The organism is Streptomyces sp. NPDC056160, from assembly GCF_042268205.1.
Classification (GTDB): Bacteria; Actinomycetota; Actinomycetes; order Streptomycetales; family Streptomycetaceae; genus Streptomyces.
On the sequence record NZ_JBHJUW010000166.1, the window covers coordinates 1 to 16,994 of the forward strand.

The 16,994-nt window shown below is 71.1% G+C and carries 14 protein-coding genes and 1 pseudogene; 12 read left to right on the plus strand and 3 right to left on the minus strand.

What is annotated here, in order from left to right:
* The 7 genes and pseudogenes from ACFC02_RS36825 to ACFC02_RS36855 form a co-directional block, all read left to right on the plus strand.
* A partial coding sequence (locus tag ACFC02_RS36825; protein ID WP_376366638.1) for an alpha/beta fold hydrolase occupies positions 1 to 2,506 on the plus strand: 2,506 nt, incomplete at its 5' end.
* A gap of 66 nt (positions 2,507 to 2,572) precedes the next feature.
* Positions 2,573 to 3,205, plus strand: a complete 633-nt coding sequence (locus ACFC02_RS36830) for a DUF6875 domain-containing protein (RefSeq protein ID WP_376366640.1) — start codon at positions 2,573 to 2,575, stop codon at positions 3,203 to 3,205.
* Positions 3,206 to 3,209: 4 nt separating this feature from the next.
* Positions 3,210 to 4,103, plus strand: a complete 894-nt coding sequence (locus ACFC02_RS36835; RefSeq protein ID WP_376366642.1) for an alpha/beta hydrolase — start codon at positions 3,210 to 3,212, stop codon at positions 4,101 to 4,103.
* A complete protein-coding gene (locus ACFC02_RS36840) occupies positions 4,100 to 4,942 on the plus strand; it encodes a tryptophan 2,3-dioxygenase family protein (protein WP_358414675.1) in 843 nt (280 codons plus the stop codon). The genes ACFC02_RS36835 and ACFC02_RS36840 overlap by 4 nt, the downstream gene beginning before the upstream one ends.
* A 73-nt stretch (positions 4,943 to 5,015) precedes the next feature.
* On the plus strand, positions 5,016 to 6,278 hold the full coding sequence (locus tag ACFC02_RS36845) for a kynureninase (RefSeq protein WP_376366644.1): 1,263 nt from the start codon (positions 5,016 to 5,018) through the stop codon (positions 6,276 to 6,278).
* Between the two features lie 52 nt (positions 6,279 to 6,330).
* Positions 6,331 to 7,371: a 3-hydroxy-D-kynurenine methyltransferase AcmL gene (gene acmL / locus ACFC02_RS36850; RefSeq protein WP_376366646.1), complete on the plus strand. Its 1,041-nt coding sequence runs from the start codon at positions 6,331 to 6,333 to the stop codon at positions 7,369 to 7,371.
* Positions 7,372 to 7,648: 277 nt separating this feature from the next.
* Positions 7,649 to 8,665: pseudogene (locus tag ACFC02_RS36855) on the plus strand (cytochrome P450).
* A gap of 147 nt (positions 8,666 to 8,812) precedes the next feature.
* Here the strand turns inward: ACFC02_RS36855 and ACFC02_RS36860 are convergent.
* The 3 genes from ACFC02_RS36860 to ACFC02_RS36870 all read right to left on the minus strand — a co-directional run bounded on the left by ACFC02_RS36860 (position 8,813) and on the right by ACFC02_RS36870 (position 10,969).
* On the minus strand, positions 8,813 to 9,019 hold the full coding sequence (locus ACFC02_RS36860; protein WP_376366648.1) for a ferredoxin: 207 nt from the start codon (positions 9,017 to 9,019) through the stop codon (positions 8,813 to 8,815).
* Positions 9,020 to 9,051: 32 nt separating this feature from the next.
* On the minus strand, positions 9,052 to 9,699 hold the full coding sequence (locus ACFC02_RS36865; RefSeq protein WP_376366650.1) for an LmbU family transcriptional regulator: 648 nt from the start codon (positions 9,697 to 9,699) through the stop codon (positions 9,052 to 9,054).
* A gap of 427 nt (positions 9,700 to 10,126) precedes the next feature.
* Positions 10,127 to 10,969, minus strand: coding sequence for a TetR/AcrR family transcriptional regulator (locus tag ACFC02_RS36870; RefSeq protein WP_376366652.1), 843 nt, complete (start codon positions 10,967 to 10,969; stop codon positions 10,127 to 10,129).
* Positions 10,970 to 11,084: 115 nt separating this feature from the next.
* Here ACFC02_RS36870 and ACFC02_RS36875 point away from each other — a divergent pair, with 115 nt between their 5' ends.
* The 5 genes from ACFC02_RS36875 to ACFC02_RS36895 all read left to right on the plus strand — a co-directional run.
* Positions 11,085 to 11,969, plus strand: coding sequence for a siderophore-interacting protein (locus ACFC02_RS36875; RefSeq protein ID WP_376366654.1), 885 nt, complete (start codon positions 11,085 to 11,087; stop codon positions 11,967 to 11,969).
* 79 nt (positions 11,970 to 12,048) lie between these two features.
* Positions 12,049 to 13,032: an ATP-binding cassette domain-containing protein gene (locus ACFC02_RS36880; protein WP_376366656.1), complete on the plus strand. Its 984-nt coding sequence runs from the start codon at positions 12,049 to 12,051 to the stop codon at positions 13,030 to 13,032.
* A complete protein-coding gene (locus tag ACFC02_RS36885; RefSeq protein ID WP_376366658.1) occupies positions 13,022 to 13,789 on the plus strand; it encodes an ABC transporter permease in 768 nt (255 codons plus the stop codon). Before ACFC02_RS36880 ends, ACFC02_RS36885 begins: the two co-directional genes overlap by 11 nt.
* An 87-nt stretch (positions 13,790 to 13,876) precedes the next feature.
* Positions 13,877 to 16,147 (plus strand): ATP-binding cassette domain-containing protein, encoded by a 2,271-nt coding sequence (locus ACFC02_RS36890; protein ID WP_376366659.1) that lies wholly within the window; start codon positions 13,877 to 13,879, stop codon positions 16,145 to 16,147.
* Positions 16,148 to 16,392: 245 nt separating this feature from the next.
* Positions 16,393 to 16,994 (plus strand): transposase (locus ACFC02_RS36895; RefSeq protein ID WP_376366661.1); only part of this gene is annotated, 602 nt, incomplete at its 3' end.

The window sequence follows — 16,994 nt, forward strand, 5'->3', positions numbered from 1 at the left end:
CGATCATCCCGCGGTCGGCCAGGCTGCCGTGGTCGCCCACCACGACCAGCCCGGCAGCCCCCGCCTGATCGCCTACGTCGTCCCCGACACCAGCGGACCGACGGGCGACGAGGAGGCGCGGGACCAGATCGGCGAGTGGCGGGATCTCTACGACTCGCTGTACTCGGCGCCCGGTTCGACGCTGGGTGAGGACTTCTCCGGCTGGAACGGCAGTTACGACGGCGAGCCGATCCCGCTGCCCGAGATGCGCGAGTGGCGTGCGGCCACGCTTGAGCGGATCAGGGCGCTCAAGCCCGGCCGTGTCCTGGAGATCGGTGTCGGCACTGGTCTGCTGCTGTCCGGACTGGCGCCCGAGTGCGAGGAGTACTGGGGCACGGACTTCTCCCCGGTCGTCGTGGAGGAGCTGCGGCGCCATGTCGACGATGACCCCGAGCTGGCCCGGCGGGTCAGGCTCCGGGTGCAGGCCGCCCACGAGCACGGCGACCTGCCGCAGGCGCACTTCAACACGATCGTGGTCAATTCCGTGGCCCAGTACTTCCCGAACGGCGGATATCTGACACAGGTCGTCGAGCAGGCATTCCGTCTGCTCGCGCCCGGTGGCGCGCTGTTCCTGGGCGACCTGCGTAATCCGCGGTTGCTGCGGACCTTCGCCTCGGGTGTGCAGACGGCGCGTGCCGAGGACCCGAACGACACGGCCGCGATCCGCCGTGCCGTCGAGCAGAGCCTGGTCCTGGAGAAGGAACTCCTCGTCGATCCCGAGTACTTCAGCGCCCTCGCTCACCACGTCCCGGACCTGGCGGGCACCGACATCCAGCTCAAGCGCGGCACCGCCCACAACGAACTCACCCGCTACCGCTACGACGCCACCCTCTACAAGACCGGCATCACCACCCACCCCCTCACCGACGCCCCCACCCGACCCTGGCCCCGTGACCTGGGTGCCCTCGCCGATCATCTGGGCAGCGCGCGGCCCGACCGGCTGCGCGTCACCGGGGTGCCTCATGCGCGCATCGCGGCCGACCTCGCCGCACAGCGCGCGCTCGAAGCCGGGACGGCACCGGACCTCCGGGACACGGCCGGCGCCGATCCGGAGGACCTGCACCGCCTGGGCGAGAAGTACGGCTACTGGACGGCGATCAGCTGGAACGGGCACGACCCGGCTGCCCTCGACCTCACGTACGTCAAGCGCGAACTGCTCGGCGAGGCGGTGCCCGTCGGTGCCTACGCGCCCACGGGCGCGGCCGGCCCCGGCACCCCGCTCTCGTCCTGGACCACCAGCCCGGCCACCGGCCGGAGCACCGGCGCCCTGCTCATGGCCGTACGGGAGCACCTGCGCCGTCGGCTGCCCGAGTACATGCGCCCCACCGTCGTCGTTCCGCTCGACCGGCTGCCGCTCACCGCCAACGGCAAGCTCGACCGTGCGGCGCTGCCGGCGCTCGAACCGGAGCACGCTGACATCGGGCGGGCGCCGGCCACCCCGCAGGAGCAGGTGGTGTGCGAGCTGTTCGCGGAGGTCCTGGGCCGACCGGTGGTCGGTGTGAGCGAGGACTTCTTCGATCTGGGCGGGCACTCGCTGCTGGCCACCCGGCTGATGGCCCGGCTGCGCGCGGCCTTCGGTGTCGAGCTGGGCGTGCGGAGCCTGTTCGAGGCGCCGACACCGGCGGGCATCGCGGCCCGGCTCGACGTCGACGACGCGGACGGCTCGTACGAGGTGATGCTGCCGCTGCGCACCGGGGGCAGCAGGCCGCCGCTGTTCTGTGTCCACCCCGGCGGGGGCATCAGCTGGTCGTACAGCGCGCTCATCAAGCACCTGGGGCCGCAGTATCCGCTGTACGGCATCCAGGCGCGCAGTCTGGCCCGGCCGGAACCCCGGCCCGCCAGCATCGAGGAGATGGCGGTGGACTACGCCGACCAGATCCAGCGGGTGCAGCCGCACGGGCCGTACCACCTGGCCGGCTGGTCGTTCGGCGGACTGTGCGCGCACGCGCTGGCCGCGGAGTTCCAGCGGCGTGGCGAGCCGGTGGCGCTGGTCGCGGTGCTCGACGTGATCCCCGACTGGCAGGGCCTCACCCACGCCGACGTGCCCGCCCCGGACGACCGGGTGATGCTGCTCTACCACGTCAGTCTCGTCGACGACGGCAGCCACCGCGACGACGGCGAGATGACCTTCGCCAAGGCGCGGGAGATCCTGCGCCGCCAGGGCAGTGTGCTGGCCAACCTGGAGGAGGACCGGCTCACGACGATCACTGAGATCTCGGCGAACAACACCCATCTGACCGTCGACTACCGGCCCGGCCCGATCGACGGTGACCTGCTGCTGATCGCCTGCTCGGAGGAGCAGGACCCGCCGGTCACTGCCGCGGCCTGGCAGCCGTACGTGCGCGGCTCCGTCGAGGCCCATGTGGTGCCTGGCGACCACGGGTCGATGCTGACCCGCCCGGACACGCTGGCCGAGATCGGCCGCATCCTGTCGGCCAAGCTCCACGACCTCACCGGCGACGAGTGACCTTCGCGGGCTCCGCCCACCAGGAATCCGCCGTCCGCGAGGACCGACACCCGAGGACTGACACTGATGCTGACCGACGTGCTCTCCGTCGACGTGGCCAAGGCCCTGGCCGCCGTGGACGAATGGCTGAACGAGTACATCCGCCGACCGCACGGCGAACTCGGACGCACCGGCCCGGTGTGCCCGTTCGTCGAACCCGTCCAGCGTGCCGGCGCGCTGGAGATCCGCGTCAGGCTCGTCGGCCCCACCCCGAGCCAGACCTTGCTCGACGAGATCGTCCGCTGCGGCCTGGATGAGTTCAGCGAGGTCGACTGGAAGTCCGGCAACCCGAATCTGCGCTCGCTGCTGCTGGTCCTGCCGGACCTTCCGGCCGAGCACCTGCACCTGCTGGACGCGGCGCACACCGCGCTGAAGCCGGAGAGCGTGCGGCGGGGGCTGATGATCGCCCAGTTCCACGAGAAGTGCGAGGAGAAGGCCGCGCGCAACCCGGCGTTCGAGGTGAGTCACGCCCCGGTGCCGATGATGGCGGTGCGGTCGATGGCGATCCACGACGTGCTGTTCCTGGCCGACCGGCGGGAGTGGTTCGAGGAGTATGCGAGCCGTTTCGGCTCCCGCTACCGCACCGGCTCGCACGGCATCGACCCGCTGCTGACCGAGGTGTACGAGCGGGCCCGTGCCACCTACGCGCCGGGGAGCTGAGCGCATGCGCGACGCACCGCCGGCCGCAGGTGCCGTGTACCGGGGCATGGACCAGGCCACGCTGGACCGGCAGTACTCGCCGAGTTCGCGCGTGGCGAGCCTGGACGCCTACCTGCGCGAGTACGAGCGGCTGAGCGAGGCCGCCCGCCGGGACCACCCGGTGCGCACCTCCCTCGCCTACGGCCCGCATCCGGCGGAGCGGCTCGACTACTTCCCCGGGCAGGCGGCCGGGCGGGCCCCGCTGCTGGTGTTCCTGCACGGCGGGAACTGGCAGGCACTGGGCCGCGCCGAATCGGCGTTCCCGGTGCCGCCGCTGCTGGCCGCCGGCGCGGCGGTCGCGGTGATCGAGTACGGGCTGGCGCCGGACGTCGGCCTGGACGCCATGGCGGGCATGGTGCGCCGGGCTGCGGACTGGCTGCTGCGGCACGCGGACGGGCTCGGGTTCACCCCGGACCGACTCCACCTGTGCGGCACATCGGCCGGCGCGCACCTGGCCGCCATGGCCTTGCTGCCGGACGCGTCGGCCGGCCCGGACGTGTCCGGCCGGATCGCCGGGGCGGTGCTGCTCAGCGGCATGTACGACCTGGAGCCGGTGCGCCTGTCCTACGTCAACGACGCCCTGCGGCTGGACGAGGCCGCGGCCCGGCGCAACAGCCCGATCCTTCGCCTGCCGACGCCGCTGCCGCCGACGGTCATCGCCCGCGGCGGGAACGAGACCGAGGAGTACGTCCGCCAGCACGACCGGATGGTGGCGGCGCTGCGCCCCCGGGCGGCGGTGACGGAGATCGTCGCCGAACGGCGCGACCACTTCGACCTCCCCTACGACCTGGGCGTGCCGGGCACCGGGCTGGGCGACGCGGTCCTGGCGCAGCTGGGACTGGAAGGAACGACCGCATGACCACCGAACAGACGACCGCGAGCCCCGCGTGCCCACTGTCCGCCGGGTCCCCGTCGGACACCACCCCGTACGCCCACTACGCCCGGATGGACGAGCTGCTGGGCCTGCAGCATCCGCTCAGTTCGGCCCGCACCGAGCCGGGGTTCATCATCATGAGCCAGGTCAAGGAGCTGCTGTTCAAGCTGCTGCACACCGAATTCAGCACCGCGCGCGACCAGTTGGCCGACGACCTGCTCGACGACGCGCTGTGGACGCTGCGCCGCGCCGCACGGGTGCAGCAGGTGCTGCTGGTGTCGTGGGAGACGTTCTCCGTGCTGTCCCCGGTGGAGTTCGCCGAGTTCCGGGACGTCCTGGGGTCGGCCTCCGGCTTCCAGTCGGCCGGCTACCGGCGCCTGGAGTTCCTGCTCGGCAACAAGAACCCCGCGATGACCGCGCCGCACCGGAACACGGCCGGCTACGACGCGGTGGTCGGCCAGCTGCACGAGCCGAGCCTGTACGACGCCGCGCTCGCGCTGCTGGCGCGCCGCGGACTGCTCGCGCCGGATGAGGCCACGGACCGGGACGTAACCCGGCCGTACCGCGCCGGCGCGGAGGTCGAGGAGGCCTGGCGGGCGGTCTACCGGGACCCCGTGCGCCATCGCGACCTGCATCTGCTCGCGGAGGCGCTGATGGACACCGCCGACCAGTTCGCCCGCTGGCGCTACACCCATCTGGTGACCGTGCAGCGGATGCTGGGCGCCAAGCCCGGGACCGGCGGCACCGAGGGCGTGGCCTGGCTCGCCGGGATCAGCGAACACCGGTTCTTCCCGGAACTGTGGTCAGTGCGCTCCACGCTCTGACCGGGCCCCAGGGCCTGCCCGCGGACAGCGGGACACGCGGACACGCACGACATGAGACAGAAGAGGAGGGCCGATGGTGAGCGGGATCCCGCGCACGGTGGCCGAGCAACTGGACGCGGGCGATCCGCTCGGCGCGTTCCGCGAGCGGTTCGTCATCGCCGATCCGGAGCTGATCTACCTGGACGGCAACTCGCTGGGCCCGCTGCCCGCCGCCACACCGGAGGTGCTGCGGGAGGTGGTCGAGGAGGGCTGGGGCGGCGGACTGGTGCGGTCTTGGCAGGGCTGGATCGACTGGGGCGCCCGGCTCGGCGACCGCCTCGCCGCGCATGTGCTCGGCGCCGCGCCCGGCGAGGTGGTGATCTCCGACTCCACGTCGGTCAACCTCTACAAGCTGGCTGCCGCCGCCCTCGACGCGGCACCGGGGCGCGGCACCGTCGTGATGGACGCCGAGGACTTCCCCACCAACCGGTACATCGTCCAGGGCCTTGCCGAACAGCGTGGGCTGCGGCTGGTGCGGCTGCCGTCCGACCTCGACGGCGGCCTCGACCTCGACGTCCTGCGCTCGGCGCTCGGCGGTGACGTCGCGCTGGTGGTGCTGTCCCTGGTCTCCTACCGAAGCGGCGCGTTGCTGGACATGGCGCAGGTGAACGACCTGGCCCGAGCGGTCGGCGCGCGGGTGCTGTGGGACGTGTCGCACGCCGCCGGTGCCGTCCCCGTGGACCTGGCGGGCACCGGCGCGGAGCTCGCCGTCGGCTGCACGTACAAGTACCTCAACGGCGGCCCGGGATCACCCGCCTTCCTCTATGTGCGGCGCGAGCTGCAGTCCCGGCTGCGGCAGCCGGTGTGGGGCTGGTACGGGCAGCGCGGGCAGTTCGAGATGGGGCCCGACTACGACCCGGTGCCGGGCATCGAGCGGTTCCTGGTGAGCACCCCGCCGCTGGTGTCGCTGGCGGCGATCGATCCCGCCCTCGCCCTGGTCGAGGAGGCCGGGACGGCGCGGATCCGGGCCAAGGGGCTGCGGCTGGGCCGGCTGGCCGACGAACTGGCGGACGACTGGCTCGCCCCGCTGGACTTCCGGCCCGCCTCGCCCCGCCCGCCCGAGCGGCGCGGCTCGCATGTGTCCCTGTACCACCCTGACGCCTGGCGGATCTGCCAGGCGCTGGCCGCGGACGCGAAGGTGGTCTGCGACTACCGGGTCCCGGACCGGTTGCGTATCGGCCTGTCCCCCCTGGTCACCCGGTTCACCGACGTCTGGGACGCGTTGGCCCGCATCCGCGATGTCGTGGCCGAGGGCGCCTACGCCTCCCGGCCCGCCGGCCTCGCCCGGGTGACCTGATCTCCGCCTCCCCGCACACCACCCTCTTCACCTCAGCCGATTCGGAGTGCCCATGGCTCACGCATCCCGGCTCACCACCGACGGACTGGTACAGATCCTGTTCGGCTCCTCCGCCTTCCAGATGCTCCGCGCGGGCAGCGAACTGGGCCTGTTCCCCCTGCTGCACCGGCGACCGGGCCTGACCCCGCCGGAGATCGGCCGGGAACTCGCTCTGGAGGAGCGGCCGGTACAGATCCTGCTGCTCGGCACCACCGCCCTCGGGCTGACAGCACGACAGGGCGATGGTTACGAGAACGCCGACGTGCTGAACGGTCTGTTCGCAGAGGGCACTTGGGAGATCATCGAGGATCTCGTCGAGTACGAGGAGCGCATCGTCCGGCCCGCCGAGGTGGACTTCATCGCGTCGCTGCGCGAGAACACCAACGTCGGCCTGCGACGGATCAAGGGCACGGGGGAGGACCTCTACCACCGGCTGTCCGCGGACCCCGAGCTGGAGCAGCTGTTCTACCGCTGCATGCGGTCCTGGTCCCGGCTGTCCAACCCCGTACTCGTCGAGAAGGCCGACCTCACCGGAGTGCGCCGCGTGCTGGACGTGGGCGGCGGCGACGGTGTTAACGCCCTCGCCCTCGCCCAGGCCAACCCTGGCGTCGAATTCACCGTCCTGGACCTGCCCGGCACGGTGGAGATCGCCCGCAAGAAGATCGCCGAGCATGGCCTGTCCGACCGGATCTCCGTGCAGGCCGCGGACATCTTCGCCGACACCTACCCGACCGGCCACGACTGCGTGCTCTTCGCCAACCAGCTGGTGATCTGGTCACCGCAGGAGAACATCCGGCTGCTGCGCAAGGCACACGCGGCACTGCCGGACGGCGGGCGGGTCCTGGTATTCAACGCCATGTCCGACGACAGCGGGGACGGCCCGCTGTACGCGGCCCTGGACAACGTGTACTTCGCGACGCTGCCGGCCGCCAGCAGCACGATCTACCGGTGGGGCCAGTACGAGGAGTGGTTCGCCGCGGCCGGATTCGTCAAGCCCGAGCGGCTGCCCGGCGGCCGGTGGACGCCGCACGGCGTGATCAGCGCGGTCAAGTGACGCCCCAGCGAGTACCGGAGCCGACCATGTCTTCCACGATCCCGGACGCCCCGCCGGCCCGCACATGATGGACCCCGATCTGCTCGCGGACCCCTTCGGCGGGTACGGCCGGCTGCGCGAACAGGGCCCGGTCGTCCGCGGCCGGTTCGTCGACGGCACGCCGGTGTGGTTCGTGACCCGCTACGACGACGTCCGTGCCGTGCTGAGCGACCCGCGGTTCGTCAACACCCCGTCGCACGTACCCGGCGCCCAGGGCGCCGATCCGCGTGAGGGGATGATGGAACTGCTCAACGTCCCCGAGCACTTACGGATCTACCTGCTCGGCTCCCTCCTGGACAGCGACACGCCGGACCATCCGCGGCTGCGCCGCCTGGTGACCCGGGCGTTCACCGCCCGCCGCATCCTCGATCTGCGTCCCGCCATCGAACAGATCGCCGACGGGCTGCTCGACGAGATGCCCCACCGGGCGGCGCGGGACGGGACGGTGGACCTGCTGGAGCACTACGCCTACCCCCTGTCGATCACGGTGATCTGTCGGCTCGTCGGAATCCCCGCGGTCGACCTGGAGCGGTGGCGGGAATGGGGCGGCGACCTCGTGTCGATGCGGCCCGAACGCCTCCAGCACTCCTTTCCCGTGGTGATCGACTACTGCCATCAACTGATCGAACAGCGTCGCGCCGCGCTCAGGGACGATCTGCTGAGCGAGCTGATCCGAGCGCAGGACGACGACGGCGGACGGCTCAGCGACACGGAGACGGTCACCATGGTCCTCACCCTGGTGCTGGCCGGCCACGAGACGAGCACGCATCTGATCGGCAACGGCACCGCGGCCCTGCTCACCCATCCCGACCAGCTGGCACGGCTGAAGGAGAACCCGGCGCTGCTCCCGAGAGCGGTGCACGAGCTGATGCGCTGATGCGGCTCGGTGCAGGTGGCCCGACTGCGCTACGCCGTCGAGGACCTGGAGATCGCCGGTACGCGCGTCGCCCGCGGTGACGCGGTCCAACCGGTGCTGGTCTCCGCCAACTTCGACCCGCGGCACTACACCGACCCGGACCGGCTGCACCTGACCCGTCAGCCGGACGGGCAGGCCGAGAACCACGTGGGCTTCGGCCACGGCATCCACTACTGCCTGGGCGCGACACTGGCCCGGCAGGAGGGCGAGGTGGCGCTCGCCCGGTTGCTGGCCCGCTACCCGGACCTCGCGCTCGCGGACGGCGATCCGGAGCGGGAACGCGCCCACCTGCCCGGCAGTTGGCGCCTGAACGCGTTGCGCCTGCGGCTCGGCGTCTGAAGTGTGCACAGCCGAAGTGAGCACAGCCGAAGTGAGTGCAACTGAAACAAGCACGGCCTTCTTCGGGCCATAAGGTGAGCGCAGCACTGAGGGCTCCATGATCTGCACCATGGAGCCCTCAGCCCTGGGGGGGCGGGAGTCGTGTCGTCAGGCGCCGCGTGGTGCGTTCCCCACGGCGATCGCCTGGACGGGGCAGGACAGCGCGGCCTGGGTGACCTGCCGCGGGGTGGCCGTCCGCACCCCCTCGGGCACGAGCGTGGCGTACCCGTCGTCGTCCTGGGTGAAGACGGCGGGTGCTGTCAGGGTGCACTGCCCGGACCCGATACAGGTGCGGTGGTCGATGCGGATCTCCATCTGGGGCGGTCTCCGGTGGTCGGGCGGGGACGTCATTGGCCGAGCGCGTGCACGGTGGCACGGTCGAGCGTCAGCAGGACCCACTCCTCGAAGTCGCGGTCTCCTCTCGACGCGGCCTCCCGCCAGCGCTGGACACGGTCGGAGGGGGCGCTGATCCGGAGCTGGCTGGCCCGCGCCGGAATGGCGGGCCGGTCTCCTCTGCGGCTCTCCCGCAGCCGCAGTCGGAGCTGGTTGCGTGACCAGCCGTGCTGCTCCGCCTGGTCGAGCCAGGTGTCGGCCTCCGCCGGCGGCAGGGAGGCGACCTCGGCGTGGTGACCGAAGCTCAGTGTCTCGCGCCGACGCCACAGCTCGAAGTGCCGTGCCACCCAGGCGTAGTTGCGCAGTGTCTGGTAGTCGAGGCCCGCAGCCTGGACTCCGGTCTGGTAGCGGTCCGCGTAGCGGTCCTGGCCGTAGACGAGCCAGTCGCCCAGGCACCAGGCGGAGGAGTCGGCGATCTGGAAGATGTGCTGCCCGGCCTTCTCCCATCGGTCGTAGGTGAGGCTGGTGGGTATCTTGAGGCCGACCCGGGTGGTGAATATTCGATCCTGCTCGCCGGGTCTGCGGGGGCGGGCCGCCTGGGTCGCTCGGCGGCCGACTGGCAATGGACGGTCACTCCGGTCGTACTTTGCGATGTGCTGCACCGGCTTTCTCCTGAAATCGGGGCATGATGCATCTCGCACCATCCATCGCGCCCTCAAGCCATTAAGGGCGCAAGTCCAAAAAACGGTAGTCACCGTCCGAGATGCCGTCAATGAACATTTCCGGCCGGGGTTGGCCGATTGGGGTTCAATCGGCTTCGAGACCGACCGCTTCGGGAGTGCGGCAGGTGCCGGATCGTGCGGGCCCGCCCGGGCCCCCCCGACCCCCGGCGGGGGGGGCCCCCGGGGGGGGGGGGGGGGCCGCGGGGTGCGTGCGCCAGGCCGCCCGCACCCCCGGGGGGGTGGGCCCCCCGCCCCGTGGGGCCGGGTGGGGTGCCTGTCTGTTCTCCCCCCCCCCGCCCCCCCCCCCGGGGGGGGGGGGGGGGCGGGGGCCGCCGCGCGCCCCCCCCCCCCCCCCCCCACGACCCCGTCAGGGGGTGCCAGCCGAGGCGTGGAGCGTGCCGTCGGAGTCCGTCCGCATCGCCGCCTCGACGCCGTCGAGGATCAGCCCCAGGCCAACCCGGAACGCATCCCTCGCCTCCTGCTCCATGTGCGACGCGGCGCCGCCCGCCTCCGCCTCGGTCATGGCGGCGAGGCTCGCGGTCGACTCCAGGGCCGCGAGCGCGGGGAAGCGTTCGGTGAAGTCGGGTGCGAACTCCGAGAGCAGCGCGGACCGCTGCGCCCACCACACCTCGTCGGGCACCCCGGTCTCCGGCGCCGCCTGCCGGTGCTCCGTCGCGACCAGGGCCATGCCCCGCACGAACTGGAACAACACCGCGATGACCCGTCTGACGCGCAGGGGTTCCAGGCCGATTCCGCCCAGGATCCGCACCACTGTCTCCAGTCGCGCGTACTCGTTCGGTCCGAGCACGGGTCGGGCCTGCGAGACCTGGAGCACCCAGGGGTGGCGCAGATAGAACGCCCAGGCGTCGCCGGCCCACTCGGTGATCGCCGGCCGCCAGCCCGCGCTCGTGTCGTACTCCGTGGGCAGTTCGGCCAGCACCCGGTCGTGCATGAGGTCGACCAGTTCGCTCTTGCTCGGCACGTACGTGTAGAGCGCCATGGCGGTCCGCCCGAGCCGGGTCCCGACCGCCCGCATGGACAGGGCTGCCATGCCCTCTTCGTCCGCCACCGCGATACCCGCGGCCAGGATCGTGTCCACGTCGAGTCCGGGTTTGGGGCCGGGTTTGAGAGCGGCCCCCCCGGGTTCGGCCGATTGCCAGAGCAGGGACATGGATCGGCGGGAATCGCCCTGTCCGGCGAAAACTACCACCTTGCAACTCCTTACTGCATAAAGTAACCTCACCGGCATAACTCTTTACGCTGTAAGGATACCAGCTGGGCGGCCACTCGCCCCGGTATGCCTGTACGTTCATGGAAGGTTTCCGATGGCAGAGCTCCCCGTCACGTTCATCCAGGTCACCGACATCACACGCATCACACCGCGGATGGCCCGCGTGACGTTCGAGGCCGACCACCTCGAAGACTCCGTCGGCCTGACCCCGGACCAGCAGCTCAAGCTCTGCTTCCCCCGGCCCGGCCAGGAGCGGCCCGTCGTACCGGAGCAGAGCGACGACGCGACGGGCTGGTACCAGGCATTTTTGGCCATTCCGGAGGACGAGCGGCCCTGGATGCGCAGCTTCACCCTGCGCCGGCGGGTGCCCGGGACGAACACCGTCGAGGTCGACTTCGTCCTGCACGGGGACAACGGCCCCGCCAGCGCCTGGGCCGGTGCCGCCCGCCCCGGAGACCGGCTCGGCATGGTCGGCCCCTCCGCGATCTACACCGGACCGGTCGCCCTGACGGACTCGATCATCTCCGCCGACTGGCTGTTGATCGCCGGCGACGAGACGGCGCTGCCCGCCATCGGCACCCTGCTGGAAGCCCTGCCCGAGCGGGCCCGCGCCCAGGTCTACATCGAGGTCGCTGACCAGGCCGAGCAGCAGACTTTCCAGACGGCGGGCGACGCCACCCTGCACTGGCTGCACCGCGACGGAACCCCGGCCGGCCGCAGCGAAGCCCTCATCGACGCCGTCCGCGGCGCCGAGTTCCCGCCCGGGCGCCCCTTCGCCTGGCTGGCCGGCGAGGCCGGCGTCGTCCGGACCCTGCGCCGTCACCTGGTCAGCGACCGGGGGCTCGACAAGCGCACGATCGACTTCAGCGGCTACTGGCGCGTCAAGCTCACCCAGGACGACGCCCCGACCGCCGAGGACATGGCCGAGGCGCAGGAGCGCCTCGCCGAGTACCAGGCGGCGGCCGATGGACAGTCCTGACGAGCCGCGCGCCGACGTCGGCATCCCGGCCGGGCGCCGCGAGTCGGCCGGGCGACTGCCGGGCCGAGAGAAGGATTTCATGATCACAGTGCGAGGTCTCGCTCGCCGGTTCACCGTGCGCGGCCAGGATGTCGAAGCGGTCAAAGGCATCGACTTCGACGTGGCGCCCGGGGAGGTGGTCGGCTTCCTCGGCCCCAACGGAGCGGGCAAGACCACGACCTTACGGATGCTCACGACCCTGCTGCGCCCCACCGGCGGAACCGGCACCGTGGCAGGCTGCGACCTGCTGACGGACCCCCAGGGCGTGCGGCGCAGGATCGGCTGCGTCCACCAGGGCGGCGCCACCTGGCCCGAGTCCAGAGTCGCCGAGGAGATCGAACTCCAGGCTCGGCTCTACGGCCTGTCCCGCACCGAGGCCAAACGGCGCGGAGCCCTGCTCGCCGAGCGGCTCGACCTCGCTGGCCTGGACCAGCGCCCCGTCAAGACGCTCTCCGGCGGTCAGCGCCGCCGGCTCGACATCGCGCTCGGACTCGTCCACGAACCGACGCTCGTCTTCCTCGACGAGCCCACCACCGGCCTCGACCCGCAGAGCCGGGCCAACCTCTGGGAGCACGTCCGCCGCCTGCGCTCCGAGCAGGGCACGACCGTCTTCCTCACCACCCACTACCTCGACGAGGCCGACGCGCTGTGCGACCGGATCCTCGTCACCGACCACGGCACGATCGTCGCCGAGGGAACCCCCGACGCCCTCAAGGCCCGGGTCGCCGGTGACGTGATCACCATCGAGGTGACCGACCAGGCCGCGGAGGCGGCCGACGTCGCCGGGCGGCTGACCGGCGCGAGCGAGGTGAGCGTCGACGGCGACACGGTCCGCTTCCGGGTGCCTCGCGGCGACGCCGCACTGCCGGAGCTGCTGCGCGCCCTCGACGGCCGGGGGATCACCATGGCCTCCGTCAAGGTCAACCGCCCCACGCTCGACGACGTGTTCCTCAACCTGACCGGACGCTCCCTGCGGGACAACGAGGCCGCGCCCGAGGCCAGGGAGGCCGCCCATGCTGCGTGACACCCAACTGATCTTCGCTCGGGACATGAAGCTCGCGCTGCGCAGCCCGACCTGGCTGCTCATCGGGATCATGCAGCCGCTGCTGTACCTGTTCCTCTTCGGCCCCCTGATGGTGTCCGTGGTCGACCACACCCCCGGCTTCCCGCCCGGCGGCGCCTGGGAGGTCCTCACCCCGGCCCTCATCGTCCAGACGGCGCTGTTCAGCGGCTCCTTCGCCGGGGTGGGGCTGCTCACCGAGTACCGGGTCGGCATCGTCGACCGCTTCCGCGGCACGCCCGCGAGCCGGGCCGCCCTGCTGTTCGGCAAGGTCCTGGCCCAGGCCGTGCAGGCCACCGCGCAGTCCGTACTGATCGTGCTGGTGACGCTGCTCGTCTTCGACCTCGACGTCTCGGCGACCGGGCTGCTGCTCAGCCTGGTGATCGCCGCGGTCCTGGCGATCACGCTGTCCTCGGGATCGTACGCACTGGCGATGGTCCTCAAGAGCGAGGCCGCGTTCCCCGCGCTGATGAACGCCGTGCTCCTGCCGCTGCTGCTGCTGTCCGGGGTGCTGCTGCCGGTCTCCGAGCAACTGGCCCCCGGCTGGCTGTACAACCTGGCCCGGATCAACCCCCTGACTCACGTGGTCGACGCCGAACGCGCCGCGTTCCGGGGGGACATGAGCGCCACCGGGCTGCTGACCGGCTCCCTCGTGCTGCTGGTCATGGCCGCCCTCGCCCTGCTGTGGGGCACGCGGACCTTCCGCAAGGAGAACGCCTGACGGCACCGCCCGCAGGCCCACCCGAGACCGGGCTCCCCCTTTCATCCCCCGCAGGGGGGAGCCCACCCGCACCACCGAGGAGCACACGTGAGGACCGACGCCATCAAGGTGACCGGTGCCAGGGAGAACAACCTCAAGAACGTCTCGTTGCAGATCCCGAGACAGCAACTGACCGTCTTCACCGGTGTCTCCGGCTCGGGCAAGTCGTCCCTGGTGTTCGACACCCTCGCAGCCGAGGCCCAGCGGCAGCTCAACGAGACCTTCAGCGCGTTCGTCCGGACCTTCCTGCCCGACCACGGGCGGCCGGACATGGACGCCGTCGAGAACATCTCCGCGGCCGTCGTCATCGACCAGAAACGCCTGGGCGGCAACCCGCGCTCCACCGTCGGCACGGTCACCGACATCAACCCGCTGCTGCGTCTGCTGTTCTCCCGGGCCAGCGATCCCGCCGGCCTGCCGCCGAGCGCGTTCTCCTTCAACGACCCCCAGGGCATGTGCCCCACCTGCGAGGGCCTCGGCACGACCGTCCGCCTCGACCTCGACGCGTTCCTCGACCGCAGCAGGTCCCTGAACCAGGGCGCACTGCTGCACCCGGACTTCTCCACCGACAGCTGGTACTGGATGAGCTATGTGGAGTCCGGCCTGTTCGACAACGACAAGCCGCTGGCCGACTTCACCGAGCGGGAATGGCAGCTGCTGCTGCACGGCGAACTGCCGGACAAGCTCCGCCTCCTCTGGCAGGGCAACACCCTCAACGTCCGCTACGAGGGCCTCGTCGACAAGTTCACCCGGCTCTACATCAAGAAGGAGGACATGTCCGAGCGTGGCCGCCGGGTGTTCGAGCGGTTCGCCCGCACCGCCTCCTGCCCCGACTGCGACGGCACCCGCCTCGCGCCCGCCGCGCTGGCCACCCGGATCGGCGGCCACCACATCGCCGACCTCACCGCGATGGAGGCCCAGCACCTCGCGCACGTCCTGGCGGGGCTGGACCTGCCCCGGGTGAAACCGGTCCTGGACGACCTGACCACCCGTCTGCACCACCTTGTCGACATCGGACTCGGCTACCTGAGCCTGGACCGGGAGACCCGCACGCTCTCGGGCGGCGAGTCCCAGCGGATCAAGATGGTCCGGCATCTGTCCAGCAGCCTCACCGAGATGCTGTACGTGTTCGACGAGCCGAGCGTCGGCCTGCACCCCCGGGACGTGCGCCGGCTCAAGGAACTCCTCATCGCGTTGCGGGACAAGGGCAACACCGTGCTCGTGGTCGAGCACGACCCCGACATCATGGCCATCGCGGACCACGTGGTCGACATGGGCCCGAAAGCCGGGACGCTCGGCGGCGAAGTGGTCTTCGAAGGCGGCTTCGCCACACTCACCCGTGCCGACACCCTCACCGGACGCCACCTCAGGCACCGGCTGCCTGTGAAGACCGAACCCCGGCGCGCCACCGGGACGCTCACCGTCACCGACGCGACGAGCCACAACCTCAAGAATGTGACGGTCGGCTTCCCCACCGGCGTCCTGACGGGCGTCACCGGCGTGGCCGGATCGGGCAAGAGCACACTGGTCAACGATGAGTTCCTCAGCCGGCACCCCGACGCGATCGTCATCGGCCAGTCGGCGGTGACCACCAGCCGGCGCTCCAACACCGCCACCTACACCGGCCTGATGGAACCAATCCGCAAACTGTTCGCCACCGCCAACAAAGTCAGCGCCTCCCTGTTCAGCGCCAACTCCAAGGGCGCCTGCCCCAACTGCCAGGGGCTCGGCGTCCTCTACACCGACCTGGCGTTCCTGGACACGCTGAAGTCGGTGTGCGAGGTCTGCCAGGGCCGCCGCTTCTCCGAGGACGTCCTCGGCCACCGCCTGCGGGGCAGGTCCATCAGCGACGTCCTGGAGATGACGACGGCCGAAGCGGCCGACTTCTTCACCGAGCCCAAGCTCCGCCCCGTCCTGCACGCCCTGAACGAGGTGGGGCTGGACTACCTGCGGCTCGGCCAGCCGCTCAGCACCCTGTCCGGCGGCGAGTGCCAGCGCCTCAAACTCGCGGCCGACCTGCACCGCGTGGGAGGCGTCTACGTCATGGACGAACCCACCACGGGCCTGCACATGTCGGATGTCCACCGCCTCCTCGGCATCATCGAGCGCCTCGTGGACCAGGGCAACACCGTCATCGTCATCGAGCACAACCTCGACGTCGTCAGGAGCGCCGACTGGATCATCGACCTCGGCCCCGAAGGAGGCAGCGACGGCGGACGAATCCTGTTCGAAGGAACTCCAGCCGATCTTCTGAAGACCACCGACTCCTACACCGCCGCGCACCTCCGCCATGACCTCTCGCATGCGGGCCGCGTCTGATCATCGGGGCCCTGGTGGCAACGTCGTGAGCCGACGTGCTCGTCGCGCCGGATGAGGCGGTTCGGGTGTAACCGATCTCCACGTCCGCCAAACCCCCGACCCGCTCGCATCGCGGCTGGTTAGCCTCGCGCTTTCACGAGATGGCCTGTCCAGTGGTTGATCAGAAACGCAGAAAGTGCTCTTGACCTGCAACGGTAGGACTTGCTGAGGGTCCTGTTGGCTGCGAGGAAAAGAGCACTTTCCAGGTGAGCGAGCTTACCGCGTCGTACCCGCGTGTCCGCGTCCAGGGGGACGGCCGTCAGGTGCTCTCGCAGGCCGGGGCGGTCCTACTCGTGGAGACGGTCCGCAAGGCCGGACTTGACCAGGCGATATCCGCAACGCTGTCGCCGTGGCGGAAGGCGAGGGCCGTTCACGACCCGGGCAAGATCCTGCTGGACGTCGCGTTGGCACTCGCGTCGGGTGGGGACTGCCTGGCCGATGTCGGCATGCTGCGGGCCGAGCCAGCCGTGTTCGGGCCGGTCGCTTCCGACCCGACGGTCTCCCGCCTCGTCGACGCCCTCGCCGCCTCCGGCGACAAGGCCCTGAAGGCCATCCGCTCCGCACGGGCCCAAGCCCGTCAGCGGGTCTGGCAGCTCGCCGGCCGGGCGGCGCCTGACGCGGACGGGACGGTGACCGTCGACCTCGACGGGGTACTGGTGATCGCCCACTCCGACAAGGAGGACGCCGCACCCACCTGGAAGCGGACCTACGGACATCACCCACTCATGGCCTTCGTCGACCACGGGCCGGACGGCACCGGGGAACCGGCCGCGGCCCTGCTCAGGCCGGGCAACGCGGGCTCGGTGCG

Coding starts and splice junctions, on each gene's coding strand:
- ACFC02_RS36845 (WP_376366644.1), top strand. CDS start 5,016: ATGGTGAGCGGGATCCCGCGCACGGTGGCCGAGCAACTGGACGCGGGC.
- ACFC02_RS36840 (WP_358414675.1), top strand. CDS start 4,100: ATGACCACCGAACAGACGACCGCGAGCCCCGCGTGCCCACTGTCCGCC.
- ACFC02_RS36830 (WP_376366640.1), top strand. CDS start 2,573: ATGCTGACCGACGTGCTCTCCGTCGACGTGGCCAAGGCCCTGGCCGCC.
- ACFC02_RS36835 (WP_376366642.1), top strand. CDS start 3,210: ATGCGCGACGCACCGCCGGCCGCAGGTGCCGTGTACCGGGGCATGGAC.
- ACFC02_RS36885 (WP_376366658.1), top strand. CDS start 13,022: ATGCTGCGTGACACCCAACTGATCTTCGCTCGGGACATGAAGCTCGCG.
- ACFC02_RS36860 (WP_376366648.1), bottom strand. CDS start 9,019: ATGGAGATCCGCATCGACCACCGCACCTGTATCGGGTCCGGGCAGTGC.
- ACFC02_RS36875 (WP_376366654.1), top strand. CDS start 11,085: ATGGCAGAGCTCCCCGTCACGTTCATCCAGGTCACCGACATCACACGC.
- ACFC02_RS36880 (WP_376366656.1), top strand. CDS start 12,049: ATGATCACAGTGCGAGGTCTCGCTCGCCGGTTCACCGTGCGCGGCCAG.
- acmL (WP_376366646.1), top strand. CDS start 6,331: ATGGCTCACGCATCCCGGCTCACCACCGACGGACTGGTACAGATCCTG.